This window comes from Nocardia jiangxiensis NBRC 101359 (assembly GCF_000308615.1).
GTDB lineage: Bacteria > Actinomycetota > Actinomycetes > Mycobacteriales > Mycobacteriaceae > Nocardia > Nocardia jiangxiensis.
The window spans coordinates 19,062-43,373 of sequence record NZ_BAGB01000156.1; the positions used below are offsets into that span (position 1 = coordinate 19,062).

A 24,312-nucleotide genomic window follows, 5' to 3' on the forward strand; every position below is an offset into this window, starting at 1 on the left:
CAGCCGCCACACCACACCGGCGACCGGGGCACACCCACTGGAGGAGCACAGCAATGAACGATCTACTCGCGACCGCGGTCGCCGCACACGGCGGCCTGGACCGGTGGAACCGGATCCGGGCGATCACCGTCGAGGCAGCCATCACCGGCGCCTTCTGGCAGATCAAGGGAAAAGCAGACGCGATGCGCAGCGTCCGCTTCGAGGTGAACACCACACAGCAACAGCTGACCATGGACTACGTCGGTCGAAACCGACGCTCGCTCTTCCGGCCCGACCGGGTCGTCCTGCAGCACCTCGACGGCACGGTTGTCGACACACGTGACGACCCGGAGCGGTCGTTCGACGGCCACCAGTTCCAAACACCTTGGGACGACCTGCATCTCGCGTACTTCACCGGGGAAGCACTATGGACGTATCTGAGTACGCCGTTCCTGTTCACGTGGCCGGGGTTCGTCTGCGAAGAGATCGCGCCCATCGAGGCCGACGGTGAAACATGGCGGCGGCTGAACGTCACCTTCCCCGACCACATCAAGAGCCACACCCGCAAGCAGGTGTTCTGCTTCGGTCCGGACGGGCTGCTGCGCCGCCACGACTTCACCATCGACATCGTCGACCCCGGCACCGAGTCACAGCTCTACGCCGCCGACTACCGCGACATCGACGGCATCATCATCCCCGCCACTCGCCGGGCCTACACCACCATGGGCGACGACCGGATCGACCTGGTCGCCATCGACATGGCCGACATCACCGTCTGCTGATCCGAAAACCTTTCCGCAACAGGAGAATCATGCACATCGGAGTCATCGGCGCCACCGGCACCATCGGCAGCCGAATCGTCACGGAAGCGCTCGACCGCGGGCACCAGGTCACGGCATTCAGTCGCGACGTCTCCGTCGTTCGAGACAGTCGTGAGAACATCCGATGGGAGAACCTCGACGTCACCGATGCCGGCGGTATCGCCGCGGCCCTGCCTGGCCTCGACGTCCTGATCAGCGGATTCGGCGCAGGCAACGCCGCCCGCGACCCCGTTGACGCCGTGGCGCGCGCCATCGCCGATCCCGGCATCTACGCCCGCGCAGCCACAGCATTGCTGACCGCACTGGAAAGCCACTCCAGGGTCCGGCTCATCGTCGTCGGCGGCGCCGCGAGTCTCGAGGTCCGGCCCGGACAGGTGTTCGCCGATTCCGACGAGCTTCTCGATGCCGCGATCGACGGCTTCGGCCTGCCCAGGGAATATGCCGCGGCGATGCACGGCCACGGCGACGCGCTGAACCTGTTTCGCGCCTCCAATCGGCTCTGGACCTACCTGAGTCCAGCCGTGGAGATCGCCCCCGGCGAACGCACCGGCCGTTTCCGGATCGGCGGCGACCAACCCGTCACCGACGCCGAGGGGCGCAGTCGCATATCCGCCGAAGACGCCGCCGTCGCCGTTCTCGACGAAGTGGAGCTTCCGCGCTTCGTGCAGCGCCGCTTCACGATCGGTTACTAGAACGACGCCGACGTGACCTCGACAGCCGAATCAACCACCCCCACAACAGGATCGACGGATCATGCACACAGCGACCGAAACCGGTACCGGCAACGAGGATTTCGGACGGCTGAGCGAACCGTTCCGGCGAGAGTTGCTCGCCTACTGCTACCGCATGCTCGGCTCGGTCGACGAAGCCGAAGAAGTGCTGCAGGACGTCCTTCTCGATGCGTGGCGGGCATACGACGGCTTCGAGGGCCGATCGTCGTTGCGCACCTGGCTCTACCGCATCGCGACCAGGGCATGTTTCAAAGCGCTGGAAAAAAGCAGACGCAGGCCACTGCCCGCCGATCTCGGCGCCCCCGAGACGCACCCGGACGCCGGGCTGGTCCGACGATCCCCCGAGATACCGTGGCTGCAGCCGATACCCGACTTCCTGTTCACCACCGCACCGACCGACCCGGCAACTGTCGTGGTGCAACGACAGACCATGCGCCTGGCCCTGATGGGGGCCTTGCAACAGCTACCACCGCGACAACGAGCCGTGCTGATCCTGCGCGACGTGCTGCAATGGCGAACCAGCGAGGTCGCGGAACTGCTGGAGATGACAACAGCGGCCGTCAACAGCGCGCTGCAGCGAGCACGCGCCCAGGTTCCGCTCAGCCAGGACGATCTGACCGAACCCGCCGAGCCACGCCAGCGAGCCCTGCTCGACCGATACGTCACCGCATTCGAAACCGCGGACATCGATCAACTCGTCGCGATATTGACCGAGGACGCACGATGGGAAATGCCGCCGATCGCGACCTGGTTCGAAGGACGCGACACCATCCTGGCCTTCCTGACCAGGCAGATGCGGGCAATCGGGCCGACCGAACTGCTCGCCACCTCCGCCAATGGACAGCCCGCCTTCGCCGTATACGCCCGCAGCCATGACGGTGCGCGCCGACCACATGCGGTGCACGTCCTGACACTTAGCGCCGACGGCGTCAGCGGGGTCGTCGCGTTCCACGGCTCCGGGCTGTTTCCACTGTTCGGGCTCTGACCGGGCAACGGCATGCCCGAACAGGAAAACATCGCTCGACACGACGCCGCGCTGCGCGCACAGCTGCGCCTGTTCTGCCAACTCATGCTCGGATCCGACGCCGCCGCCGAAGACATGATTCAGCAAATTGATCGTCGCGCACTCGATTACCACGACGAGCAGGACAACTGCCCAACGGAACGCGTTCGCCTGTTCCGTATCGCAGCCGAACTCTGCGGGGCTCCCGAAAAGGCCGCACCAGATACCGTTCCACCCCTGCGTGACGACGGCGTCGACTAGCCCCGTCTCAAATCGACTCGTCCACCCCCGCACACAACCACTATCCGACGCCGGGGAGCCGGAACCAGCCTGCGCCCCAACACATGACCGGCTGCACCACGCAGAACCGAGGAGTAGTCCGGCTGGGCCTGGGTACCCGTAGACGGACCGGATTCGTTCGAGCCGAAGATGAACATTGTCTCGACTGCTGTGCGGTGGGCGATGCGGATCGGCGAGCCGGTGAAGAACGGCCCGGGGCAGACGAAGCCGTAGGAGCGATCCATCCTGGCACGTCTTGGAGGATGTCACCCAATTGATATACGCCCCAATGGGTTTGGGTGTGCGGACCGAATCGTGTAGGCCCTAGGATCAATTCGGGGAGGGCCGGAAGCACGACGGTTGGAGGCGGAGTCGGTGGGCGAGGAGGAAGCTGTGGATCTGGATGTCGGGCGGGCTCACGGGGCTCGGATCTACGACTACATCCTGGGTGGCAAGGACAATTACGGGCCCGACCGCGCTGCTGGTGAGGAATCCCTCGAGGTGTGGCCTGCTCTGCGAATTCATATGCAGGCCAACCGGACTTTCATGCATCGGGCGGCTCGGTTCCTGGCCGCCGAATGTGGCATCCGGCAATTTCTCGACATCGGGACCGGTATTCCCACCGCACCCAATCTGCACGAGGTCGTGCAGGCGGTCGCACCCGACTCGCGGGTGGTCTACGTGGACAACGATCCGGTCGTGCTCGCTCACGCCAGAGCGTTGATGAGCAGCACCCGCGAGGGGCGTACCGACTACATCCACGGCGATATGCGCGACCCGGAAGCGATCCTCGCGGCTCCCCAACTTCGGCAGACGCTCGATTTGAACCGGCCGATCGGGCTGATGCTGATCGCGATGCTGCACTTCATCGAGGATGACGACGAGGCGCTGCGCGTTGCCCGCCATGTCATCGACATCCTGCCCCCGGGAAGCTATTTCGCCGCGACGATCGCCACCGACGACTTCGCCCCCGAACCACTGGCCAAGGTCCGCGACCTCTACCACTCGCACGGGGAAACCCTCAGGTGGCGCACCAAAGCCCAAGCGGAGCAGTTCTTCGAAGGACTCGAGCTCGAGGAGCCCGGCCTGGTGCAGATGCACAAGTGGCGACCGGATCCGATACACATCGGAAAGATCGATGACGCCGACATCGCGATGTACGGGGCCGTCGGACGCAAACCCTGACCGCGACTACCGGTTCACAGATGCACCAGGATGCGCCCGGCGTTCTGCGGATCCTCCTCGACCTTCCGGTAGAGCTTGCGCATATGCGGCTGCCGAAGTAGCGCCAGAACGCGCTTCTTCAAGGTGCCCGCGCCCTTCCCCGGAATGATCTCGACCAACGTCGCGTGCTGCCCGGCAGCGCGAAAGATGGCCGAGCGCACCACATTGTCGATATCGCGATCGTTACGGAAGACCGGATGCAGATCGACGGTCACTACGTTGGACATCTTCACTACTTTCGTTGTACGACAATCATTCTGGCAATAGCCGGCGCGAGAACCGGTTGTGACTCGACAGGTTCGCCGATCGAGCCGTCGGCCGATCTGCTCACGGTGAGTCCTGCGGGAGCTCGAAATCCCATGACAATTCCCAGACCCGTAGGCACGAGTCGAGATCCACAGTGGCCAGCACGCTGCCGTCCCGCGCCGGCGCCACCTGGCTGAGCGCTGCCTGATGACCCTCCAGTGTCTGTAGGCAACGCCCGGAGTCGACGTCCCACACTCGCACCAGGCGATCCCAGCCTCCGGTGACCACGAACGAACCGTCGGCGCTGAGCGCAAAAACCATTCCGCTGCTCGGCATCGGCAGCGTGTGCAGTACCTCTCCCGTCGCGACAGCCCATACCTCCAAACCCTCCGCGCACGCGGTGACGGCTCGAATACCGTTGGCGCTGAACGCGATGGCGGTCGTGGCGGTCCCGTCACCGCGGCGACTGTAACGGAGCTCACCGGTATTCACATCCCACGCGCCGACCGCCATCTGCTGGTAGACGAACAGAGTGCGGCCGTCCGCGCTGAAGGCCAGACTTTCGTCGCGCCAACGTGACGGCAGCGTCCACGCGGGCCGGTCCGAATCCGACGACCACACATGGATGACGTTGTCCCCCGGGCCGTCGAAGCGGTTCGCATCCGGACGCGTGCCGCCGAAAGCGGCCAGGCTGCGGCCGTCGGGGCTGACTGCGACCGCGTGGATCTTGCCGTCATCCGCCCGCAGTGTGCGCAGTACCGCACCGCTGGGCAGATCCCGTAGGCGCAGAGTGCCGGTCTCGTCCCCGATGAGAATCCGGTCCCCCGCCGGCGTCGCCGCGAATGCGGTGATAGCACCGTTCTCATCGTCGAAGATGCGCTTGGACCAATCCCCCAGGCTCAGTTGCCGGATCGTGCCCGCCGACGTCAGTACCGCGAGCGACATGCCATCGACGACGAACCGGATATCCCATGGTGCGCCGCCCTCACCCGGGTCGAAGGTGTGCACGACCTTTCCCGCCAGGCAATCCCAGACATCCACCTCGCCGGTCCAGCATCCGGTCGCCGCGACGAGACCGTCCTCGCGCAGCGCGAGCGTCGGCGGTTGTGTGAGCAGTCCGCGCCCGTCGAAGGAATACAGAGCCGCCACGCTGCGCAGCGCGGACCTGCGTCCGTGCACACCCACCTGCGCCCAGATTTCCCGTAGGGCCGGGTGCCGGGCGAAGCCCGGAACCTGCTGCGCAGAATGCAATATCGCGGCGGCAGATGCGAATTGTTCTTGTTCCGCGAGATACCGCGCACGGTCCACCAACTCCGCGAACGTCGCCGCGGTCCGGGTGAGTTCACCGGCCGACCGGGGGCGTGCGTAACACCACGGCGCAAGGTAGCCGGTCGTCGGCAACCCACGAACTGCGACGATGCCGCTACCGCCGAGCACCGCGATCCGGCCGTGCCCGGCGACGGTCGCGGCACGCACCCACCGGACGGCCCACGACACCTCCGCGTCCAGCGTGCGCAGGCAACGGCCGGTGCGTGCCTCCCACACGCGAATCGGCACACTGGCATCACCCGCGCTGAGCACAGTGGGCCCGGCGGAATGAACCTCCAGCCGCGTCAGGTCTCGCAACCGGTGTGGCACCTCGCTCACAACGGTGCCGCGCGAGGCGTCCCACAGCATCAGCGGCCCATGCCACCAGGCGACGACGGCCCACCCGGCGTCCTGCGAAACGGCCGCGACATCCATCGGGCTGGTGTGCACCGCTTTGCCGTTCAGCGTTCCCCGGGCCGGTCCGGTCACCGTGGCGAGGCAACGGCCACCGGCCACATCCCAGGACCGGACCGTGCAGTCGCCGTCCGCCCGGTCGAGCCCGCGGAACGATGCGGACAAGACCGTCTGACCGTCTCCGCTCAGCGCCAGTGACGTGACAGGTCCGAGGTGCCCCGGCAGGGTTGCGACACACCGTGGTGGATCGAGTGTCCAGACCCGGATGGTCCCGCTCGCGGATCCGGTGGCGACGTAGCGGCCGTCACCGCTCACCGCGACGGCGACATTGTCGTTCTCCTGATTCATGGCAGGGTGCCCCGGCCGGACGCGGCCGTGTTCCAGATCCCACAGCTCGATCCGCCGGTCCGCCCGGATGGCCGCGCCGACGGCGCCCACGTCATCGATCGCGAGTGCTGCGATCGGTGATCCCTTGGGCGTCAAGATGTTTCGGGGCCGGTGCTGTCCCGGTGACCACAGCAGCAGCCTGCCCGCTCGGTCGCCGGATATGACAAGGGCGCCCTCGGCGTCGGCCGCCACCGCCGACACGTCGTCGGCGTGGCCGTCGAAGTCGGCGACAACTCGCGGTGGGCGACGCTCCCACTCGGCCAGTGCGGCTGCGCAATCCGGCGAGTTCGGGTCTGCGGCTGCTGCCGCCCGCAGCAGATCCCCGGCCCGCTCGTCGTCACGCTCGAGCTGCACCGTTCCCAAGAGCAGTGCGCCGAGCCCCACCGGAGCGCCGACATCCGTGTCTCGCGCAGCCTGGAGATCCGAGACGACCTCCTCTCCGGTGCACAGTCCCGACCTCCACCGATACAGACCGAAGTTGTGCACCGTCGGCAGGTGGTGTGGATCGATCGCGACCGCTTGCCGCCACGCCTCTACGGCCTCCTCCGGTCGGCCCAGATCCAGCAGCGACAACGCCTTGTTCGACAACCCGTCGGCGAGCAACTCGGCCGCGACCGGCCGTGATCGCGGAAAGGGCTCGCCGAGCAGGTCGGCGTAGACCTCGGCCAGCGCGTCCGCCAACGCTCCGATTCTCGGCCGAGCTGCGGGATCCGGCGCGAAGCATTTCCGCAGTAGATCCGCCAATCGTGTTGGCATCGAAGGGATCCCGGGGATCTGCGGGCCGCTGTCGGCGACGAACGATTCGAACGCCTCGCCCGCGGTCTGCCCGAATCGGCATGGCGGTCGACCGGCGAACAACTCCCACACGCTGATCGCCCAGGACCACACGTCCGTCGCCCGCGACAGTGACACAGATGCGTCGCGGACCGCCAGCGCCTGCTCCGGCGAGCAGTAGGCCGGTGTCATACCGCCGAACCCGACCAGCACACTCGCATCCGGGCCCATACCGGCCACCTCGCCTGCGGAGTTCCGGGCCTTGGCCAGCCCGAAATCGGTAACCTTCACCGTTCCATCGACGGTGAGCATCACGTTGGCCGGCTTCACGTCCTGATGAATCAGGTCCTGCCCATGGGCGTGCTCGAGCCCCCAGGCGAACTGGATCGCCACATCCAGCAACCGACCGAACGTCCGCTCCTGATCGCCGCTGTAGAGAGTCCGGTTGCGGACGGCATCGGCGAGGCTGCCCCCGTCCACCCATTCGGCGAATACCCGCGGCACGCCACTGTCGAACCGACGCACATATGCGCACGACACCGTGTTCGGATGTACCCCGAGTCCCACCCACGCCTCGGCCTCGGCTTCGAAGTCCCGCAGGCGCATCGGCGAATTCAGCAACTCCGGGCGCGGCGTCTTCACCGCCAGTTCCACCCGCCAACCGTGATGCCACACCCGATATACCAGCCCCATCCCCCCGGACGTGACCACCTCACGGACCTGGTACAGGTCTGCGACGACTTCTCCGACCCGCCACGACCCGAACTCGGTTGCGTCCGAGCCGAAATCCTCGCTCACCATGACAGTTCGCCTCGCTTCGTTCTCGTCGACCGGCCACCCCCGCGCAATCCGCTCACCGGCACGGGTGCGCAATCACCGGGTTCATCGTCGCCCGCGCCATCGGCGCGGCGCTACCTGACGATCGACAGGGCGTTTCCCGGCCGATGGGTTACGCCGAGTTCAACCGGCCATGAACCCCTTGCAGCACAGCGCTTTTCAGTGCGCCGTCGATCGACGCCGCACGCGCATCCGGTAACCGAACCGAGACCTGGGCGGTACACGAGGACCGTTGTTATATGCCACCAGTCAGCGTTATATTACATAAAACAGCGGCATGGTCCACAGGATAGGAGGACCGCCATGGCCGGCGCGACACCCCGCCAATGCGCCCGATCCTGTTGTGAATCGCCCTGGAGTGGCTCGGATCCGGTGGGCGCCTGCGCGATCCGGACCAGAGAACCCGAGTGCTGGTCGAGAGTTCGGAAGGAATTCGGTCATGGACGTGTGGAGTACAGCGTCGGTGGTACTGATCGCGCTGGCCGGTTGTGGTTTCGTGCTGGCCGGTCTGATTCCGTTGCTGCCGGTGTGTTGGCCGGCGATCTCCGGACATCACGGAACATCCGCGCGGCGCGGCCGGGACACCGCGATCCTGCTGCCGAGCCGGTCGTGTTCGACGCCTGAGCGGCCATTGACGGTCGCCGAGGCGCACCGGACGATGCAGACGCATCGTGAACATTCCTGCGGCCGCAAGCGCGCCGCATTCGAAACCCTCATCGCCGCAGGACATATCGCACCGGATTCGTCGCGTCCCAACGAGCGTCGGTAGCACTGCACAAACCGGACACGATCACAGCCGCAGTTCCGACGCACCGGGTCCCGCGGTAGGAGCTGACGCTCCGTCTCAGCCTGTAGGTTGCGTGAAATAACCGTGTCAGCGCGCTCGTGTCCACTAGTTTGGTCGTGCACCGAGACAGATACCCACCGACCGATCGTGAAAATCGTGCAGGGAAGGGCGGCATGTCGACGTCGATCCAGCAGGGCCGCAAGACCCGCGAGCGGCTGATGGACGCGGCCGTGGTGTTGATCGCCGAACATGGTTGGGGCGCGGTGACCACCGAGATGGTGGCCGAGCGCGCCGGACTGTGCACTGCGCTGCTGCACTACCACTTCCCGTCGGTGACGGATCTGCTGATCGACGCCTCGCTGCGGCTGGCGCAATACTTCGGAACCGGCGTGCTGGAGGGTGCACTCGCACAGCCCGGGCCGACGGGGGTGAAGCAGTTGCTCGGAGCCCTCGCGCCCTACAGCGCAGCCCTGCCCGACAGCCGGGTATTCAGCGAAATACTCTTGGCCGCAACACGATACGAGCGATTGCGGGAGGGACTGAGTCCGATGCTGCGGGGCTTCCGGGCCGCGGTCGCCACCTGGTTGCACAGCGAGGGTGTGACCGATCCGGAGGCGACGGCGACGGTACTGCTGGCCACTCTGGACGGGCTGATCCTGGACCAGGTGATCGATCCGACGCTGAGCACGCAGGGCTTCGACGAACCGCTGCGCCGACTGACCGGAATTCCCCAGATCGGCGCACGCGCAAGACAAACCGCGAAATCGCCTTGAACCAGCGGACCTCCGCAGCCGCCGCGGATCAGCGAGCCAGCAGACCGGAGATGGTCACAGCCAGCGTCCGGCCCACTATCGCGGCGAAATCCATCCGCAACGCGGCCACCACGGGATCGGCGGCGTAGGCGGCTTCGACCGCGGCCGTCGGCTGACTGTGCGGCCAGGCCGCGCTGGCGATCAGCACGGCCACAGCGGTCAATTCCTGCGCGTCGGCCGGGTCCAGCTCCGGTAGGTGCCGCCGCACGAGCGTGACCAGCGTCTCGGCGGATCGCATGGTCGCGTGCTTGTGCGCGATGACGACGTCGGCGGACACGTTCTGTTCCAGCACCGCGGCCTGGGCGCTGAGCAGATCGCACAGCATCGGTCGCTGCGCCAGCGAGTCGGCCAGGAGCGCGGCGAGCCGGTCCCCGCGCTCGCGCGGTGTGCCCGCGATCGGCTCCGCCGCATCTTCCAGTGCGACGATCCAGTCCCGCACCTGCGCGTCCAGCAGTTCGAGCAGGATTGCCTCACGAGATTCGAAGTAGCGCAACACATTCGACTTGGCCAGGCATACCCGGCGACTCAGCTCATTGAGGCTCAGTTTCGCAGCGGGCATCTCGGTCAGCATCTCTGCCGCGGTGTCGAGGATCTTCCGCCGACGCTCGGCGCGCTGCTCATCGCTGCGGGCGCGCTTGAAATTCACGAGTCACATCCTAGTCGACCACCGGTCTCTTGTTAAAAGACCATCGGTCCGTTACGGTCGTAGATATTACAGACCGCCAGTCTTTTAGGAGTCCACGATGTACCACGTTCCCGACCAACACGGAAAACTCGCCGTCGTGACCGGCGCGAACAGCGGAACCGGCAAGGAAACCGCCACCCGCCTGGCAGCGGCGGGGGCGCGCGTGATCCTCGCGGTGCGCACACCGGCCAAGGGCGAGCAGGCCCGCGCCGAGATCCTGGCCCAGCACCCGGCCGCCGAGGTGCAGGTCCGTCGCGTCGACCTGGCCGACCTCGCCTCGGTCCGCGACTTCGCCGAGAGCCTGCTCGCCGACGGCGCCCCGCTGGATCTGCTGGTGAACAATGCCGGCGTGATGACCCCGCCCGCTCGCCACGAAACCGCCGACGGTTTCGAATTGCAGATGGGCAGCAACTATCTCGGCCCGTTCGCGCTCACCGTCCGTCTCCTGCCACTGCTGTCGGTCGCGCCCGCGCCCCGGGTCGCCACGATGAGCAGCGGCGCCGCCAACTTCGGCCGCATCGACTTCGACGACCTGCAATGGCAGCGCCGCTACCGTCCGACCCGGGCCTACTCGCAGTCCAAACTGGCCGATCTGATGCTGACGCTGGAGCTGGCCGACCTCGCCGCCGAACGCGGCTGGCCGCTGCTGTCGACCGCGGCGCACCCCGGCTATACCCGAACGAATCTGGCCGCCACCGGCCCGCACCTCGGCGGCGGCCGTCCGAGCCTGGCGGCCCGAGCGGCGCTGAAGGTGGCGCCGTCACAGGGAGTCGAGCAGGGCAGCGAACCGCTGCTATACGCCGCCACCAGCCCGGATGTCGTGCCCGGCGGCTACTACGGCCCGCGCTGGGAAATGGTCGGCCCGACCGTCGTCGCCCGGCCGCCCCGCCGCGCCCTGGACAAGACCGTCCGCGCACGCCTGTGGACCGAATCCGAACGACTCACCGGCGTATCCGTTCCCGCACAGGTCTGAGCCCGACTCGGCCGTGCTCTCGGTGGCCTGCCCTGGCCACGGCACAGGCTGGAGTCGTCCTGCCACGGGCAGATCGGATACAGCCGGGACGTATCAGCCTCGACCGTGGCGGCGTTCGTACGCTTCGCGTTCAGCGGCGACGCGTTGACGTTGTCCACTGTCGGCGAGGGCGGGGTCGAGGCCGTGACTGGTGAGACGTGCACGGCGGTAGACATACATGAGCGCGGCGGTGAAGTAGATCAGCGGCAGATACAACAGCGCCATCATGGCCAGCCGCATCCACAGTGGACCGGGGATCAGCAGGAACAGGCACAGCAGGGCGAGGATCGGGACGAGGATGCGCAGCAGGTAGCGGCGCGCGGCCCCGGGGCCGGTGAGGTCATCGATCACCCAGGCCGACATCCGCGGCGGTAACGTGCCGCCGCAGATGTAGCGGATGCGTTGCGCGAGTGTCGGTGTCGTGCGGTCGTTCATCGGCGGGCAGGTCGTCTCGGGGCCGTCACAGGGTTCTGGCCAGGCGGAGTTTCAGCGCGGCGAGTTCGTCGCGAAGCGCTGCGGGGAGCCGATCGCCGCCGATCGAGGCATACCAGTCGTCGATGGACGCGGTTTCGGCGATCCACTCGTCGGTGTCGACGGCCAGCGCCTGCCGGACCAGGTCGCGTTCGGCGTCGTCGAGGCCGGTCAGGTCCAGGGCGTCGGCGGTCGGCACATATCCGATCGGAGTGTGCACGGCCTCGGCCTCACCGTCGAGGCGTTCGAGGGCCCATTTCAGCACGCGTACGTTGTCACCGAAGCCGGGCCACAGGAACTGCCCGTCCGCGCCGCGACGGAACCAGTTGACCTGGAAGACCTTCGGCAACTGCGCACCCTCGCGTTCGCCCATCGACAGCCAGTGCGCGAAGTAGTCCCCGACGTGGTAGCCCAGGAACGGCAGCATCGCCATCGGATCCCGGCGCACGACCCCGACCTGCCCGGCCGCCGCGGCGGTGGTTTCCGAGGACAACACCGACGCGGTGAACACTCCGTGCGCCCAGTCGAAGGTCTCGGCGATCAGCGGGATGGTGGACTTGCGACGTCCGCCGAAGAAGATCGCCGAAATCGGCACGCCGGCCGGATCGTTCCATTCCGAGGCCACCGACGGGCACTGCTCGATGGGGGTGCAGTAACGCGAATTCGGGTGTGCGGCAGGGGTTTTCGAATCCGGCGTCCAGTCCTTGCCGTGCCAGTCGATCAGCCGGGCGGGCGGGGTGCTCAGACCCTCCCACCACACGTCCCCGTCGAGGGTGCGGGCGGTGTTGGTGAAGATCGAGTTGCCCTGCTCGATGGTGGCGATCGCGTTCGGGTTGGTGTGCGCCCCGGTACCCGGTGCGACGCCGAAGAATCCCGACTCGGGATTCACCGCGTAGAGCCGACCGTCCGCGCCGAACCGCAGCCAGGCGATGTCGTCGCCGACGGTTTCGGCGGTCCAGCCGTCCAGGGCCGGTTCGAGCATGGCCAGATTGGTCTTACCGCACGAGGACGGGAACGCCGCCGCGATGTAGTGCGTCCTGCCCTGCGGGGAGGTGAGTTTCAGGATGAGCATGTGCTCGGCCAGCCAGCCCTCGTCCCGGCCGATCACCGACGCGATCCGCAGCGCGAAGCATTTCTTGCCCAGCAGCGCGTTGCCGCCGTAACCCGAACCGTAACTCCAGATCTCCCGATGCTCGGGAAAGTGCGAGATGTATTTGGTGGTATCGCACGGCCACGGCACATCGGCCTGCCCGTCGCCCAGCGGCGCACCCACCGAATGCAGGCATTTCACGAATTCGGTTCCCGGCGTGAGCTTTTCCCAGACAGGCGCGCCGGAGCGGGTCATCACCTGCATCGACACCGCGACGTATTCCGAATCGGTGATCTGCACACCGAATTTCGGATCCGACGCGTCGAGCGGGCCCATGCAGTAGGCGATCACGTACATCGTGCGCCCGGCCATCGCGCCGCGGTAGTGCTCGGTCATCACCGTGCGCATGTCCGCCGGGTCCACCCAGTTGTTCGTCGGGCCGGCGTCGGCGCGATCGCGCGAGCAGATGAATGTGCGGTCCTCCACCCGCGCCACATCGTCCGGGTCCGAGACGCACCAGAAGGAGTTCGGTTTCGCGTCCAGCGGGACGAAAGTGCCCTTGTCCACGAGCATCTCGGTGAGCCGGTCCCACTCGGGCCGGGACCCGTCGCAGAACACGATGCGATCGGGAGCGGTCAGCTCGGCGGTCTCGGCGACCCAGGACAGGATTCCGTCGTGCTCGGTCGGTGACTGCACGGTGGCCACGGCGTCGGGGTGATCGGTCACGGCGGAACTCTCTTTCGTAACTGCCAGGGTATTCAGTTTAGAAAAACAGCAAACAGACTTGTCACGCGGGGTCGCACCCGAGTCGAACCCGGCTCAGGCGGTGTGTTCCAGAGCCTCCGCCTGACCCGCGACGACGCCGGTGAGGATGGCGCGGGCCGCGGCCAGCAGCTCGGCCACCTGAGGTGTGGTGATCTCGTAGGTGACCGACAGCCCCTCGCGCCGACCGGTGACCAGCCCGGCGCGACGCAGAATCGCCAGCTGCTGAGACAGATTCGCCGCCTCGACCCCGATCTCGGACAGCATCTCCGCGACCGTGTGCTCACGCCGGGACAACAGCTCCAGGACGCGGATCCGCACCGGATGCCCGAGGGTTTTGAAGAACTCGGCCTTCATCTGATAGAGCGGCCTGCTCGCTCCGGGCATGGTCAGCCACTCCCTTCCAACGGCGGCCGGTGTCGATGACGACCACCGGCCTGTTGTTTGCAGAGTTTAGCAAACAGGGCAAATATGGTCCGCCGCGCCGACCGGGTCGTCGCCCGCTCGGCCGACGCCGGAGCCCGCGTCACACCTCGGGCTGGTACAGCAGAGTCGGGGTCGACCGCCCGCGCAGGACCACGGCGTCGGCCGCGTTCCAGGAATGTTCGGCAGCGGATATTGCCCGCGACGACCTCACCGTAGGAGACACCCACCCCGGCTTCGATACCGAGATCGGCCGCCGCGAGCTCGCGCGCGATCTCCGCGGCGGCTTCCAGCGCCGCGCCCGCCGGATCCGGATGCGGGGCAGGCGCGCCGAAGACGGCCAGCGCGGCATCACCCTCGAACTTGTTGATCAGCCCGCCGCGGCGGTTCACCGCGGAGACGACCACGCCGAAGAACCGGTTGAGCGTCTCGACCACCTCGTGCGGCGGGAGCCGGGTGGCCATCGTCGTCGAACCGACCACGTCCACGAAAAGCACTCCGACATCCCGGATTTCGCCACCCAGTCGAACACCCCGGTCCAGGGCCGCGCACACGACCACCGCGCTGAACAGCGACACCGGCACCGCCTTGGGGATCAGCTGCGGATCGCGCATCCCGTACAGCGTGGCCACCAACGCCGTGCCGACGATCGACAGACCGCCTACATCGCCGCGAGCACCCACGGCGCCCGAAACGCCGAACGGGCTTCCTGCCGGGTCGGGGCCGGATCGGTGTCCGAGGCCCAGCGAAGCATCCGCATCACCACCGCGGTGCCCAGCGCCGCACCGACGACGAAGGCGACCACCACGTAGATCGGCAGATATCCGAAGACGATGTCGTGCACCTCGGGCGCGAACACGTCGGGGTTGGGGATTCCGACCGTGCCGAGCAGAATCACCACGCCCACACCGACCGCGTTGGCCGTGAGCACCCACAGGGTGAGCAACAGTTGCACTCGGCCCCGGCGCCGCTCCGAGGAGTCCCGGCGCGAACCGAGCAGGATCGACCCGTATTCGGTCGTGCTGTGCGACAGATTCATCGCGGGTTCGTCATCCTGGACGCTCGACACTCGCTCAGCGTATCGAGGGCGACGACCGTATCCGGCGGATCCGCCGCAACGCGCGCTCATACGGTCGTGCCGTGCGCCTCGCGCACCGAAAGCGCCCGGCCACAGTCGGTCTCGGCCGGAAGGCCGCTTCGTTGCGATCGCCGACCACCCCTCAGCTCAGTGGGTTTGCTCGTGTTGGGCGAACAGGCCGAGCAGCGCGTCGGGGATTTCGCCGCCGAACAAGCTCTCCAGGATGACCGGCTCGTCCGCGGTGGCTTCGCTGCGCGGGAACATCGCCTGCTCGTATTCGGTGAGTGCGGCCTCGACGTCGTCGGGGTGCGCGGCCAGGGACCTCGCGAGTTCGGCACCGTCGAGCATCGCCAGGTTGGCGCCCTTGCCGTTCGGGGCGGTCAGGTGGGCGGCGTCGCCGATCAGGGTGACGCCCGGCACTCGGTCCCACCGGTGCCCGATCGGCAGTGTGTAGAGGCCGCGGAAGTTCGGCGGGGTGTCGCTGTCGGTGATCAGTGCGGTGATTTCCGTTGCCCAGCCGTCGAATTCGCGTGCGATGCGGGCGGTGGCCGCCGCGCGGTCGGTGAAATCGATGGTGTCGAACCACTCGAGCGGCTCGGTGAACATCACGTAGGCGTGCAGGGTCGCGTCCTTTTCCCGGTGCGCCATGATCTGCCTGTCGGGCGAGGTGCCGTGCGCGCTCATCATCCCGCCGCCAACGGCTTTCGCGACGATCGGATGTCGTACGTCGGCGTCGAACAGGTAGGTCTCGATGAACGAGTCGCCGGTGTACTCGGGTGTGGCGTCCGACAGCAACGGCCGCACCTTGGACCAGGCGCCGTCCGCGCCGACCAGCAGACTCGTGACGACGGTGCTGCCATCGGCGAAACTCACCTCGTGGGGGCCGCCGCCCAGCGCGCGAACGCCCTTGACCTTGCGACCCCACTGCACGGTGCCCTCCGGGAGCGAATCCAGCAGCATCTGCCGCAGCTCGCCGCGCTGCACCTCGGGCCGTCCGCCCGAGCCGTCGTCGTCCTTCTCGAACAGGACGTTCCCGTCCTGTTCGACGAACCGCATCGCCTGGCGGCCCTCGAGGATCAGCCCCTCGAACTCGTCCATCAGGCCCGCGGCCCGTACGGCGATCTGGCCGTTGTAGTCGTGGATGTCGAGCATTCCGCCCTGTGCTCGCGCCGTCGGCGAGGCCTCGGCCTCGTACACCGTCGCGGCGATACCGTGCACGTGCAGCACCCGGGCCAGCATGAGTCCGCCGAGACCGGCGCCGATGATCGTTACCGAAGTAGTCATGGCAACGACGATGCCCAGCGGTAATTGCACCGTCCTTGCACTCACCTTGCATCCTCATGCATGCGGCCGAAATACCGTCCATGACAGGCGATAACGCTTACACGTTCGATCTCGGGAGTGAGATCCGCTGCGGCTCAGCGCATCACATCGATCGCCGACGAACCACGACATCGCGGCCACCCACCGGCGACGGCAGCGGTGTAGCGGTCTTCGACATCAGCCGCTCCTCCCGAGCCCGAACCGATCACAGCCCCGGAAGTACCGCCCGATAGTCCGGCAGCGGAGTCGGCGTGCGGGGTGCCATGATGCGTTCCATTCCGGCCAGCGATTCCATGACCGGCAGCCGGGCGATCGTATTGCGGGTGGCGATGCCCAGGCGCGTCCGGGGGATCATCAGTCGCACATTCGGTCCGATCCTGTGCTTCTCGGCGACCACCGGGCGGTGCGCTCGCTCGTAATCGTCGAAGGCCGGGCGATGCTCTCCGTTCGCGGCGGCCAGTTCTCCGGCCAACCGGTAGCCGCCGGTGAGGGCCAGTTCCGCACCGGCGCCGGAGACGGGTGAGGCACAGTAGGCGGCGTCGCCGACCAGAACGACACGACCGGCCGACCACGATGACATGCGGACCTGGGCGAGCGAGTCGAAGAACAGATCACCGTCGGCGAGGGCGTTGTCGAGCAGTTGCGGGACATGCCATGCCTGATTGCGGCCGAAACGGTCGATCAACACCCCGCGGACGGCGGACGGATCGCGCAGGTCGATATTCAACCGGGGGCTGCGGAATCCGAGGTACACCTTCGCCCCGGAATGGTTGCCCGAGCGATAGATTCCGGCCACGGTTCCGGGGGTGTTGTAGAAGGTGACCCAGCGGTCCGGCCCGAGCGCGGCGTCGGCATCGCCGAATGCGAAGTAGTGATCCATGTGACGCACGAAGTCCTCTTCCGGCCCGAACGCCAGCCGCCGGGTCGCCGAGTGCAACCCGTCCGCGCCCACCACCAGATCGAACCGTTCCGGCCGAGCGTGCTCGAAGGTGACGGTGACCCCGTCGGCATCCTGATCGAGTGCCCGGATCGCATCGCCGAACCGGTATTCCACACTGTCGCTGGATATCTCGTGCAGCATCCGAACCAGATCACCGCGCATGATCTCGACCTCGGTGCTGCCGATCTTCTCCTTGATCCGCTGGATGTCGATCCGGGCGACGGATTCGCCTGCGGTGTCGACGAATTGCATGCCCCGCACATCGGCCGCCACCGCCCGCACTCGGGAGGTCAGCCCCATCCGCTCGATCACCTCGATCGCATGCTCTCGTACGTCGACTCCCTGACCGCCGAGGCGCAGGCCCGGCGCTCGCTCCACGACCGTCGGCCGAAATCCGAACCGCGAGAGCCAGTATGCGGTCGCCTGCCCGGCGATACCCGCACCGGAGATGAGGATTCGTTCGTTGTACATATGCGACTCCCGTCTCAAAAATGCAGACCAATGGTCAGATTTCTGAAGGTACATCGCTGACCGAAGGTCAGTCAACGGGTAGGGTCGACGACCATGGCCGACAACTCACGCGCTCGCATCCTCGAGACATCGCTGGAAATGTTCGCGCTGCGCGGCTACTCCAGGGTGTCCGTCCGCGAAATCGCCGAACAGATCGGCCTGACGAAAACCGCTGTGCTGTACCACTTTCCGAGCAAAGGAGATATCGTCGCCGCGCTCGTGGATCCACTGCTGACCGAAAGTGAGGCCGTGGTGGAATCGGCGGCCACCCTGGCCGATCCGGCGGGCAGATGCTGGGCGGCGGTCGAAGGACTGCTCGACGTCGCGTTGTCACACAGCATGCTGTTGCGGATCCAGATGCAGGATCAGGCGCTCGCCGCCGATCCGGCGGCTTTCGCGCGAATGCGCGACCTCGCTCTGGCAGCGCAGGAACTGATCGCCGGACCCGATGCCGATCTCACCGACCGCGTCCGGGCCGCGCAGGTCTACGCCGCGCTGAGCGACCCGGTGACGATTTTCGCCGATCAGCCCGCCGCACAGCTTCGCGTCGCGATCCTCGACGGTATCGCCCGCCTGCTGGGCCATCGACGACCGGTGCGGCGGCCACGCCCCGCACCGCCGCGATCCACACCCCCCGAACCTCGCACCCCCGGCCGCGGCCGTCCCGGCGTCATGACCGCGGAGATGGTGGACGCCGCGCGCCGCATGCGGGATGCGGGCGAGGGCACCGTCGACGAGATCGCTGCCCGACTGGGCGTCTCACGCGCCACCCTCTACCGACATCTCACACCGCGGTCTCAATAAATTTTTTGAGACCGACCATCCCTCACACCGCGAGTCAGTGATCGTCGTGGTGATGCTGATCTGCTCGGTCCTGCTGGTCCTGCCGCATCTGGTCCAGCTGGTCCTGGACCTTTTCCCAATCGCTCTCACCGTTGACCAACCAGAAGATCGGGTTCGCACCGGGGCCGCAATCGCGGGTGAAGTGCATCCTGCTGCGCGGGCCCATCCTGGTCGGCGGCATGCTGATATTGGCGAAGTTCGTGCAGAATGCGTTGATGGTCACCGTCGCCGGGGTGTAGTCGTTGTCGGTGCAGTCCACCTCCAGACGCGAACCGATCGGCCCGTAGGTGCACGGCACCAGCGTCGAGGCGGCCGCGGTGCCGGATCCGAGCAGCATCGGAGCACTCGCGCCGACACCGATCACCGCGGCCACCGCCGCGAGCCGCCGGGACGCACGCAACAGGACACCCGCGCGCCGCGGCGAACCGGACGCGCTCATCTGCTTTTCAGCCATTTATTCACCATTCTCAAAAGTCGAATACGCACGTCGAATCATGCGATAGTTCCATTACTTCTTCCGAAATCCCCGCACCCGCTATTCCCTACGCCAAAAGGTTATTCCACAACGACTTTCGCACAAACGCACGAATCCGATCGTAGCAATCGCCACGACCGTTCGCAGCGTCGGCGGCACAGATCGTCACGCGGCGATGCCCAGCATGCTTCCGGCAAATATCATCGGTCTCTAACTGAAACGTATCCCGGTGTTAACAGAAACAGCGCGGTCCACGATTATGGTCCCCTTCGCACCAAACGACTTTCGGAAAGGGCTCGGCATGACACTCGACACGGATCGGACCGGCGAATCACGGCTGGACATCGGGGCCAAATTATCCGGATATTCGCTGATGGACGCCCTGCTGTGGCGACGTTCCCGCAGATTCGCGCCGGGGATGCAGATCAGCGGCGGCCCGCTGGCCTATCGCAGCACCGCCGCGCCGCGACCGCTGACCCGCGACGAGGAAGCCGCACTGGCCTTCGCTGCCTGCGGAATCACCGGGCACACCCTGGCCGAGATGCCGTATCGCGACGGTGACCGGCCGGGTGCGGGTGGCGGCAATATCATCGCTCAGCTGGTGGGTCGTACCATCGCCAGCGGCGACGGGATCCACAGCGTCTCCCTGTTCGTCATCAACGACGAGGGCGTCTCGCTGGTGCGGCGGCCGCAGGATCTGGATCGGACCGAGATCCCGGACCTGATCCGGCTCGCGCACGACCGCGAATTGTCGGCACTCTACGAACGCGTGCGGGTACAGGTCCGCGACCGCCGGTCGGACGTGCCCCGGGAAGTACCGTTCGTCCCGCCGTTCAACCAGTTCTCGGCGAATGTCCCGGGAACCACCTATTTCCTTCCGGTCGCCGAACTCACGGCATTGATGATAAACCTGCTGCTATCGGCTTTCGAGGACGATTTCGCCTTTTACGTCCTCGACGAACGCAACCGATTCCAGCCCGCCGGTCTGGCGAAATTCGCGCGCTCGCGCGGCGGTCACCTGAACGACGATCTGTCCTCCGGCCGCGTGGTCACCGCCGGATTCCTGGACACCTGGCTGTGCGAGTTCGCCGCCATCGAGCAGGGTGCCATGCTGCAGAATCTCGGGCTCATGACCCAGGCGTTGGGCCTCGGTGGATTCCCGCATTTCGCGGCGCATCCGTTCGCCTGGTATCAGGAGCTCGGCTTCCGGATGAACGATCTGCGGTTCTCCCGGACCATCGGGGCCGGTCCGCTGATGGCGTCGGTGATGTCGCTGACCGGTCGCAACATGCCGATGCCGACGGCCGTCGGATTCGAGCACGACGGCGAGCCGCTGCTGCGCCCGTACTGCCCGCCCTACTACCGGAACATGGAAGAGGCTGTCCTGGCGTTCGTCGACTTCAAGTACGCACCCGGCCGCGGCACCCTGCGCGACGGCGGTGCGAGCAGCAGCTGGAACGACGGCGCGGCAGTACAGAGCGATATTCCGAAGGCTTCGGATCGCGCCATCGCCGCCACGATCGCCTACCTGGACTACCTGCACACCCGGTACGGCCGCGTGCCCGCCGACAACGGACCGTTCCGGAGCGTGCTGGCCTATCAGGCCGCCGATCTGGACGAGGACTTCTACAACCGTTTCTACGTGCCCGATGCGCTGAGCCCGACCCAGCGCGACCGGGCAGCGCAGTGACGGCGTGTGGCCGGGCCCGCAGCGCCCGGAACTGCCCGAGGTAGCGTGTCGATCCGACAGCCGATCGCTGCCACACCACCCTCTTCACGTCCGGAGGTCTGCCTTGCCGACATCACCCGCACCCCGTTTCGAGCGGTTCGTCGCCATGGGAGACAGTCAGACCGAAGGTCTGTGGGACGGTGACGACGAGACCGGTGTGCGCGGCTGGGCGGATCGTTTCGCCGAGCGGCTGGCCCGGGACAATCCGGATATCGAGTACGCCAACCTCGCGGTCCGTGGCCGCCGCGTCGCCGAGGTCCGGGACGAGCAGCTCGATGCGGCACTGGCCATGCAACCCGATGTGGTCGGCATCTGTGCGGGCATGAACGATGTGACCGCGCCCGGCAGCGACTTCGGCGCGGCGCTGGATGTGATGGAGGAGCTGTACGCGAAGCTCAGCGCCAGCGGTGCGACGGTCGTCACCACGACCTTCCCGGACGCCCGTCGCATCGTCCCGCTCGCCGCGCGCCTCATCGGCCCGCGCATGGATCTGATCAACGAGCGAATCCGCTTGTGCGCCAACAGATACGACCTGCGTCTGGTCGACCTCTACGCCGCCGAATCGATGGCCGACCTACGCATGTGGAGTCCGGACCGATTACACGGCTCGCCCGAGGGCCACAACCGGTTCGCCCTGGCCGCAGCCCAAGCCCTCGGCCTCGACGGCGCGGACGACAGCTGGACCGTACCCCCGCCGAATACCGAAAAGTACCGCGCCGGTGGCACTTTCGGCGAACTCGCCTGGGTGGCGGCCACCGTCCGCCCCTGGCTGTGGCGTCGCCTGCGCGGCGCGTCCACCGGTGCCGGCCGCGCGGCCAAACGCCCGGAACTGCGGCCGCTCGAACACTGACCCGCCGACGCCGCTCACCGGGCCCGCGGCAGCGCGTTATCCGGTTGTGCGGTCACCGCCGACAGGTACGCTCGATCCGGTGGAATGGAGCTTCCGTACGGCTGAAGAACTCACCGCAGCGCTGCGCGCCGGTGAGGTGACCTCGGTGGAACTGACCGACGAGGCGATCGCTCGAATCGAGCGGGACGACAAGGACATCAACGCGATCTGCGTGCCGGATTTCGATCGGGCACGGGACGCGGCGCGCGAGGCCGATCGGGCGCGCGCCCGTGGTGAGGATCGGCCGTTGCTCGGAATTCCGGTGACGGTCAAGGAGTCCTACAACATCGCCGGACTGCCCACGACCTGGGGTATGCCGCAGTTCGCGGATTTCCGGCCCACCGAGGACGCGGTGCAGGTGGCGCGGGTCAAGGCCGCGGGCGGGGTGGTCCTCGGCAAGACCAATGTGCCGCTCATGCTGGCGGATCTGCAGAGCTTCAACGAGGTGTACGGCGCCACCAACAATCCGTGGGATCTCGGGCGCACACCGGGCGGCTCCTCCGGCGGGTCCGCCGCGGCGCTGGCCGCCGGATTCGGCGCGTTGTCCATCGGCTCGGATATCGCCGGATCGCTGCGCGTTCCGGCGCACTTCTGCGGAATCTATTCGCACAAGCCAACTTTCGGTCTGGTCGCCAACCGTGGTCACATCCCGCCGCCCGCACCAGCGCTGCCGTCGGATCGCGATCTCGGCGTCGTCGGACCGCTGGCGCGCACCGCCCGCGATCTGTCCCTGCTACTGGATGTGATGGCCGGGCCGGATCCGCTGACACTCGGTGTCGCCTACGAACTCGCGCTACCGCCCGCGCGACACGAACGGCTGGGCGAGTTCCGCGTCCTGATCCTCGAGGACCATCCGACCATCACGACCGGTTCGGCGGTGCGCGCTGCGGTCGATCGCGTCGCGGATGCGCTCGTCGCCGCCGGAGCCCGGGTGGAACGGCACAGCCCGCTGCTGCCCGACCTGGTCGAGGCCGGGACGCTCTACACCCAGCTGCTGCTGGCGAATCTCGCCTCCGGCTATCCGGACCAGGCATATGCCTTCATGCGCGAGCACGCCGCAAAGCTGGATCCGGACGATCGGAGTTTGGACGCGGAACGCCTGCGCGGCGCGGTATTCAGCCATCGCGACTGGGTCGCCGCCAACAACCGCCGTGAGCTGCATCGTCAGGGTTGGCGCGAGTTGTTCGGCGAATTCGACGTCGTGGTCTGCCCGATCACCCCGACACCCGCCTTCCCGCACGAGCGCGACATCGACCTGAGCACCCGCCGGATCGACATCGACGGTGTCGCATACCCGTTCGCCGATCAACTCGTCTGGCCGGGCCTGGCCACCATGCCCGGCCTGCCCGCCACCGCCATCCCCGCGGGCCGCTCCCCCGAGGGGCTCCCGGTGGGCGTACAGCTCATCGGCCCGATGTTCGAGGACCGCACGCCGCTGCGCCTGGCCGAACTGCTCGAACAGGAGATCGGCGGCTTCGAGGAGCCGTACCGGTAGAGCCTTTCCCGCCGTGGCACGGCTCGACAGCGCGTGGCCACGGCGGGATGGGGGCAGGGCCGTCTCTCGCACCACCACGTGACGGCCTGCCCTGGAGATCAGTTGGGGGATTCTGTCGCGGAACGGTTTTCGGTGAGCCCGAATCCGTGGCCGCGCAAGCACATTCATGTATCACGCAGGTGGCACTCCCGGCATGTCGCGAGCGCGCCATGGTTGGTTGCCCGTCAGCGGTACACAGCCGCTCGGCGCCGATGCTGAGCATCGGCTTGCGGAACACCGTGCCGAACAACGGGATTGGTAACAAGTCCATCACGGAGCAGTCCTGCGGGACGGATGGAATCGAATAGCTCGCAGCGAAGCACTGCTCACTACTTCGCTGGTAGATAGCTCGAGGGGTGTAACAGACGGGGTTTCGGGGGTAGACCGGTTCGAGCGAACTCCACGTGTACGGACGCTGATCGATATGTGACTCGATACCCGGAATCGACGAACGTGCGCTACCGTGATGCCCGGCGTTTGCCAACACGTATGGATCTGCACGGAAGGAACCTGTCGAATGGGATTCGAAGTCAAGGGAACGATCGGCGACCACTACAACGAAGCCGGCGGCGCGTCGAGCCCCTTGGGTGAGCCGACCTCGGAGGAGCTGGACGCCCCCAACGGCGGCAAGTACCAGGAATTCACTGGCGGCGTAATCTATTTCAGCCTCCCGACGGGCACCTACACCGTGTACGGCGAGATCCGCAAGGCGTGGGAGGCCGACGGCGGCGCGGGCGGCCCGCTCGGCTACCCGACCTCCGACGAGCAGGACATCGAGGGCGGCAAGATCAGCAACTTCGAGCACGGCTCGATCAGCTACTCGATTGCTGACAACGCCACGACGATCAACCGGGCCTGAGGTTCCGCGCGATCGACAGGTGGGCACCGACCGATCGGTCGGTGCCCACCGTTTTGTCCGATTCTCCTGGCAAATCATTGCGAATAG

At 66.8% G+C, this 24,312-nt stretch carries 24 protein-coding genes; 13 read left to right on the plus strand and 11 right to left on the minus strand.

All coding sequences use genetic code 11. The features are described 5' to 3' along the window. Window positions 1–53: 53 nt before the first annotated feature. The 5 genes from ON40_RS36945 to ON40_RS36965 all read left to right on the plus strand — a co-directional run bounded on the left by ON40_RS36945 (window position 54) and on the right by ON40_RS36965 (window position 3,998). Window positions 54–761, plus strand: a complete 708-nt coding sequence (locus ON40_RS36945) for a hypothetical protein (protein WP_040830005.1) — start codon at window positions 54–56, stop codon at window positions 759–761. Window positions 762–790: 29 nt separating this feature from the next. Continuing rightward, entirely contained in the window at window positions 791–1,492 is a 702-nt protein-coding gene (locus ON40_RS36950) for an NAD(P)-dependent oxidoreductase (RefSeq protein ID WP_040830006.1), read from the plus strand. Between the two features lie 61 nt (window positions 1,493–1,553). Then, on the plus strand, window positions 1,554–2,516 hold the full coding sequence (locus ON40_RS36955) for a sigma-70 family RNA polymerase sigma factor (RefSeq protein ID WP_040830007.1): 963 nt from the start codon (window positions 1,554–1,556) through the stop codon (window positions 2,514–2,516). A 12-nt stretch (window positions 2,517–2,528) separates the two neighbouring features. Continuing rightward, window positions 2,529–2,795: a hypothetical protein gene (locus tag ON40_RS36960; RefSeq protein WP_051194147.1), complete on the plus strand. Its 267-nt coding sequence runs from the start codon at window positions 2,529–2,531 to the stop codon at window positions 2,793–2,795. A 411-nt stretch (window positions 2,796–3,206) separates the two neighbouring features. Further along, on the plus strand, window positions 3,207–3,998 hold the full coding sequence (locus tag ON40_RS36965) for an SAM-dependent methyltransferase (protein ID WP_085997867.1): 792 nt from the start codon (window positions 3,207–3,209) through the stop codon (window positions 3,996–3,998). 14 nt (window positions 3,999–4,012) lie between these two features. Here the strand turns inward: ON40_RS36965 and ON40_RS36970 are convergent, their stop codons facing one another. Both ON40_RS36970 and ON40_RS36975 read right to left on the minus strand, forming a co-directional pair. Then, window positions 4,013–4,264, minus strand: coding sequence for a Smr/MutS family protein (locus ON40_RS36970; protein WP_040830008.1), 252 nt, complete (start codon window positions 4,262–4,264; stop codon window positions 4,013–4,015). Between the two features lie 100 nt (window positions 4,265–4,364). Next, window positions 4,365–7,967, minus strand: a complete 3,603-nt coding sequence (locus tag ON40_RS36975) for a protein kinase domain-containing protein (RefSeq protein WP_051194148.1) — start codon at window positions 7,965–7,967, stop codon at window positions 4,365–4,367. Window positions 7,968–8,442: 475 nt separating this feature from the next. Between ON40_RS36975 and ON40_RS36980 the strand changes: the two genes are divergently transcribed. After that, window positions 8,443–8,772, plus strand: coding sequence for a hypothetical protein (locus ON40_RS36980; RefSeq protein WP_040830009.1), 330 nt, complete (start codon window positions 8,443–8,445; stop codon window positions 8,770–8,772). A gap of 191 nt (window positions 8,773–8,963) precedes the next feature. After that, the gene (locus ON40_RS36985; RefSeq protein ID WP_051194149.1) at window positions 8,964–9,563 is read left to right on the plus strand and encodes a TetR/AcrR family transcriptional regulator; all 600 of its coding nucleotides are present in this window, start codon (window positions 8,964–8,966) and stop codon (window positions 9,561–9,563) included. A 28-nt stretch (window positions 9,564–9,591) separates the two neighbouring features. Here ON40_RS36985 and ON40_RS36990 read toward each other — a convergent pair whose 3' ends face one another. Continuing rightward, window positions 9,592–10,248, minus strand: coding sequence for a TetR/AcrR family transcriptional regulator (locus ON40_RS36990; RefSeq protein ID WP_040830010.1), 657 nt, complete (start codon window positions 10,246–10,248; stop codon window positions 9,592–9,594). Window positions 10,249–10,345: 97 nt separating this feature from the next. Between ON40_RS36990 and ON40_RS36995 the strand changes: the two genes are divergently transcribed. Further along, complete coding sequence (locus ON40_RS36995; RefSeq protein ID WP_040830011.1) at window positions 10,346–11,260, plus strand: SDR family oxidoreductase; 915 nt, start codon at window positions 10,346–10,348, stop codon at window positions 11,258–11,260. A 93-nt stretch (window positions 11,261–11,353) separates the two neighbouring features. On the opposite strand, the gene ON40_RS37000 is transcribed toward ON40_RS36995, so the two are convergent. The 7 genes from ON40_RS37000 to ON40_RS37030 form a co-directional block, all read right to left on the minus strand. Beyond that, window positions 11,354–11,734 (minus strand): DUF5313 family protein, encoded by a 381-nt coding sequence (locus ON40_RS37000; protein WP_040830012.1) that lies wholly within the window; start codon window positions 11,732–11,734, stop codon window positions 11,354–11,356. A gap of 25 nt (window positions 11,735–11,759) precedes the next feature. Next, window positions 11,760–13,586, minus strand: coding sequence for a phosphoenolpyruvate carboxykinase (GTP) (locus tag ON40_RS37005; RefSeq protein WP_051194150.1), 1,827 nt, complete (start codon window positions 13,584–13,586; stop codon window positions 11,760–11,762). A gap of 93 nt (window positions 13,587–13,679) precedes the next feature. Further along, entirely contained in the window at window positions 13,680–14,009 is a 330-nt protein-coding gene (locus ON40_RS37010; RefSeq protein ID WP_040830013.1) for an ArsR/SmtB family transcription factor, read from the minus strand. A 2-nt stretch (window positions 14,010–14,011) separates the two neighbouring features. Further along, window positions 14,012–14,728, minus strand: a complete 717-nt coding sequence (locus ON40_RS56340; protein WP_040830014.1) for an adenylate/guanylate cyclase domain-containing protein — start codon at window positions 14,726–14,728, stop codon at window positions 14,012–14,014. Continuing rightward, window positions 14,707–15,114: a hypothetical protein gene (locus tag ON40_RS37020; RefSeq protein WP_040830015.1), complete on the minus strand. Its 408-nt coding sequence runs from the start codon at window positions 15,112–15,114 to the stop codon at window positions 14,707–14,709. Before ON40_RS37020 ends, ON40_RS56340 begins: the two co-directional genes overlap by 22 nt. 156 nt (window positions 15,115–15,270) lie before the next feature. Then, window positions 15,271–16,407, minus strand: a complete 1,137-nt coding sequence (locus ON40_RS37025) for an FAD-dependent oxidoreductase (protein ID WP_040830016.1) — start codon at window positions 16,405–16,407, stop codon at window positions 15,271–15,273. Window positions 16,408–16,651: 244 nt separating this feature from the next. Continuing rightward, a complete protein-coding gene (locus tag ON40_RS37030; RefSeq protein ID WP_051194151.1) occupies window positions 16,652–17,857 on the minus strand; it encodes an FAD-dependent monooxygenase in 1,206 nt (401 codons plus the stop codon). Between the two features lie 93 nt (window positions 17,858–17,950). Here ON40_RS37030 and ON40_RS37035 point away from each other — a divergent pair, with 93 nt between their 5' ends. Then, a complete protein-coding gene (locus tag ON40_RS37035) occupies window positions 17,951–18,700 on the plus strand; it encodes a TetR family transcriptional regulator (RefSeq protein WP_040830017.1) in 750 nt (249 codons plus the stop codon). A 34-nt stretch (window positions 18,701–18,734) separates the two neighbouring features. Here ON40_RS37035 and ON40_RS37040 read toward each other — a convergent pair whose 3' ends face one another. Then, window positions 18,735–19,193 (minus strand): hypothetical protein, encoded by a 459-nt coding sequence (locus ON40_RS37040; protein ID WP_040830018.1) that lies wholly within the window; start codon window positions 19,191–19,193, stop codon window positions 18,735–18,737. 322 nt (window positions 19,194–19,515) lie between these two features. Between ON40_RS37040 and ON40_RS37045 the strand changes: the two genes are divergently transcribed. The 4 genes from ON40_RS37045 (at window position 19,516) to ON40_RS37060 (ending at window position 24,225) form a co-directional block, all read left to right on the plus strand. After that, complete coding sequence (locus ON40_RS37045) at window positions 19,516–20,904, plus strand: hypothetical protein (RefSeq protein WP_051194152.1); 1,389 nt, start codon at window positions 19,516–19,518, stop codon at window positions 20,902–20,904. A gap of 145 nt (window positions 20,905–21,049) precedes the next feature. Continuing rightward, complete coding sequence (locus ON40_RS37050; RefSeq protein ID WP_040830019.1) at window positions 21,050–21,793, plus strand: SGNH/GDSL hydrolase family protein; 744 nt, start codon at window positions 21,050–21,052, stop codon at window positions 21,791–21,793. 79 nt (window positions 21,794–21,872) lie between these two features. Beyond that, window positions 21,873–23,327 (plus strand): amidase, encoded by a 1,455-nt coding sequence (locus tag ON40_RS37055; RefSeq protein WP_040830020.1) that lies wholly within the window; start codon window positions 21,873–21,875, stop codon window positions 23,325–23,327. A gap of 556 nt (window positions 23,328–23,883) precedes the next feature. After that, the gene (locus ON40_RS37060) at window positions 23,884–24,225 is read left to right on the plus strand and encodes an LGFP repeat-containing protein (RefSeq protein ID WP_051194153.1); all 342 of its coding nucleotides are present in this window, start codon (window positions 23,884–23,886) and stop codon (window positions 24,223–24,225) included. The last annotated feature ends 87 nt before the right edge of the window (window positions 24,226–24,312 follow it).

Coding starts and splice junctions, on each gene's coding strand:
- ON40_RS36995 (WP_040830011.1), top strand. CDS start 10,346: ATGTACCACGTTCCCGACCAACACGGAAAACTCGCCGTCGTGACCGGC.
- ON40_RS37050 (WP_040830019.1), top strand. CDS start 21,050: ATGGGAGACAGTCAGACCGAAGGTCTGTGGGACGGTGACGACGAGACC.
- ON40_RS37030 (WP_051194151.1), bottom strand. CDS start 17,857: ATGTACAACGAACGAATCCTCATCTCCGGTGCGGGTATCGCCGGGCAG.
- ON40_RS37035 (WP_040830017.1), top strand. CDS start 17,951: ATGGCCGACAACTCACGCGCTCGCATCCTCGAGACATCGCTGGAAATG.
- ON40_RS36950 (WP_040830006.1), top strand. CDS start 791: ATGCACATCGGAGTCATCGGCGCCACCGGCACCATCGGCAGCCGAATC.
- ON40_RS36985 (WP_051194149.1), top strand. CDS start 8,964: ATGTCGACGTCGATCCAGCAGGGCCGCAAGACCCGCGAGCGGCTGATG.
- ON40_RS36945 (WP_040830005.1), top strand. CDS start 54: ATGAACGATCTACTCGCGACCGCGGTCGCCGCACACGGCGGCCTGGAC.
- ON40_RS36980 (WP_040830009.1), top strand. CDS start 8,443: ATGGACGTGTGGAGTACAGCGTCGGTGGTACTGATCGCGCTGGCCGGT.
- ON40_RS37040 (WP_040830018.1), bottom strand. CDS start 19,193: ATGGCTGAAAAGCAGATGAGCGCGTCCGGTTCGCCGCGGCGCGCGGGT.
- ON40_RS37025 (WP_040830016.1), bottom strand. CDS start 16,407: ATGACTACTTCGGTAACGATCATCGGCGCCGGTCTCGGCGGACTCATG.
- ON40_RS37060 (WP_051194153.1), top strand. CDS start 23,884: ATGGGATTCGAAGTCAAGGGAACGATCGGCGACCACTACAACGAAGCC.
- ON40_RS37045 (WP_051194152.1), top strand. CDS start 19,516: ATGACACTCGACACGGATCGGACCGGCGAATCACGGCTGGACATCGGG.
- ON40_RS36970 (WP_040830008.1), bottom strand. CDS start 4,264: ATGTCCAACGTAGTGACCGTCGATCTGCATCCGGTCTTCCGTAACGAT.
- ON40_RS37000 (WP_040830012.1), bottom strand. CDS start 11,734: ATGAACGACCGCACGACACCGACACTCGCGCAACGCATCCGCTACATC.
- ON40_RS36975 (WP_051194148.1), bottom strand. CDS start 7,967: ATGGTGAGCGAGGATTTCGGCTCGGACGCAACCGAGTTCGGGTCGTGG.
- ON40_RS37010 (WP_040830013.1), bottom strand. CDS start 14,009: ATGCCCGGAGCGAGCAGGCCGCTCTATCAGATGAAGGCCGAGTTCTTC.
- ON40_RS36960 (WP_051194147.1), top strand. CDS start 2,529: ATGCCCGAACAGGAAAACATCGCTCGACACGACGCCGCGCTGCGCGCA.
- ON40_RS36955 (WP_040830007.1), top strand. CDS start 1,554: ATGCACACAGCGACCGAAACCGGTACCGGCAACGAGGATTTCGGACGG.